The 2,136-nt window shown below is 75.9% G+C and carries 2 protein-coding genes; both read left to right on the forward strand.

The features are described from left to right. Positions 1 to 824: lanthionine synthetase LanC family protein (locus ACWDCZ_RS40685; protein WP_449818636.1), on the forward strand; the 824-nt coding region annotated here is incomplete at its 5' end. Beyond that, positions 707 to 2,136 (forward strand): ABC transporter transmembrane domain-containing protein (locus tag ACWDCZ_RS40690; protein WP_449818637.1); only part of this gene is annotated, 1,430 nt, incomplete at its 3' end. The genes ACWDCZ_RS40685 and ACWDCZ_RS40690, both read left to right, overlap by 118 nt.

Genomic DNA, 2,136 nt, shown 5'->3' on the forward strand with positions numbered 1-2,136 from the left:
GCGGGATCGGCTGGGCGCTGCTGCGGCACGCCGCCCGCACCGGGGACGCTGCCGCGCTGCGCACCGGCCAGGCCGCGCTCGCCTACGAGGAGGCTGGCTACGACCCCGAGGTCGACAACTGGCCGGACTACCGGGAGCAGGCCCCCCGGCCCTGGCGGGCCACGCCTCCCCCGGGCACCTTCGCGGCCGTGCACGCCTGGTGCCACGGCGCCCCCGGCATCGGACTGCTCCGGGCCGACCTGCCCGCCGGGGTCCGCACCCCGTCGAGCGACCGGGCGCTGCTGCGCGCCGTGCGGTCCACCGCCGACGCCGGCCAGATCGGCGACGACAGCCTCTGCCACGGCACCCTGGGCAACCTGGAGCTGTTCGCCGCGGCGGCCCGCGCCGGGGTCGCCCGGGCCCGGGACGACTACTCCCGGACCCGCGACGCCCTGCTGGCCGCGATCGAGGAGCGCGGACCGGTCTGCGGCACCCCGGGCGGCATCGTCACGCCCGGCCTGATGACCGGCCTGGCCGGCATCGGCCACGGACTGCTGCGGATCGCCACGCCCGAGCGCGTCGCCCCCGTGCTGCTGCTCGCCCCGCAGGAGGCCCCGTCAGCGCCGCGTCCGACCCCGCCCGGGAGCGCTCCCGGCGGCGCGCCCACCGGGTGCCCCAGCGGCTGCAGTTCACCCGGACCGAGTGCGCCGCCGCCTGCCTGGCCATGGTGCTCAGCCACTACGGACGGGACTCCACGGTGGCCGACTGCCGCCCGCTGCTCGGCGCGGGACGCGACGGCGCCTCGGCGGCCGTGCTCGTCGACGCGGCGCGGCAGGCCGGGCTGACGGCCCGCGTCGACCGCGGCCCCGCCGCACTGGAGCAGCCGCTGCGCGGCCCGGTCATCGCCTACCTGCGGACCCACCACTTCGTCGTCCTGGAGCGGGTCGACCGCCGGTCGGTCCGCCTGGTCGACCCGGCCGGCGGGCGCCGCCAGATCTCCCGGCAGGACTTCGACGGCCTGTACGGCGGCGTGACGGTCGCCCTGGAGCCGGGCGAGTCCTTCGAGGAGCGGCACACCCCGCTGCGCGACCGCCCGATGGTCCGCTACCTGCGGCGCTTCCTGGCCGCCCCGGGCGGCCGCTCCCTGCTCGCCCTGACCGCCCTGGTCACCGGACTGCTGCAACTGCTGGGCCTGGCCGTCCCGTTGCTCACCCGCACCGTGGTGGACTCGCTCCTCCCGCAGCACCGCACCGACCTGCCCGTCCTGCTGGCCCTGTCCGTCGTCGGCATCGCCCTGCTCACCGGACTGCTGACCGCCCTGCGCGCACTGGCGCTGCTCGCCCTGCGCCGGCGCGGCGACCTGGTGCTCACCCGCTCCTTCGTCGAACACCTCTTCCGGCTGCCGCTGCGGTTCTTCCTCGAACGGGGCCGCGGCGACCTGCTGATGCGCACCTCCAGCGTCTCCAGCACCCGGGAGACCCTGACCCAGCAGCTGATGACCGTGGCCCTGGACGGCGTCCTGCTGGTCGGCTACCTGGTCGCCGTCGTGCTGCTGCAGCCCCTCTACCTGCTGGCCGTCGCCCCGCTGTTCCTGCTCCAGCTGCTCCTGGTGGTCCACGCCCACCGCCGGCTGCGCAACCTCGCCCAACTGGAGCTGGTCGCCAAGGCGGAGGAGCAGAGCTACCTGGTCGAGGCGCTGGAGGCGATCCTGCCGCTCAAGGCCAACGGCGTGGAGAGCCGCGCCGTGGAGCACTGGCAGGGGCTGTTCACCCGCTACCAGGGCGCGATGCTGCGGCGCGGACGCGCCACCGCCGGGCTCTCCGGGGCGCAGCGGGCGATGACCTCGCTCGGGCCGCTGCTCATGCTCGGCGTCGGCACCTGGATGGTCATGACCGGCCGCTCCACGCTGGGCACCATGCTGGCCGCGAACAGCCTGGTGCTGTCCGTCCTGGCTCCGCTGGAGACCCTGTCGACCACCGGCCAGCTCTACCTCACCGTCAACGCCCAGGTGGAACGCCTCTTCGACGTCCTGGACGCCCCGCCGGAGACCGGCGGCCGGCTGCGGCTTGGCACCCGGAAGGCGACCTCGGTGGACGTCCGCGCGCTGACCTTCCGCTACCAGGCGTCCGGCCCGCCGGCCCTCAGCGGGATCGACCT

It is taken from the genome of Kitasatospora sp. NPDC001225, from assembly GCF_053597855.1.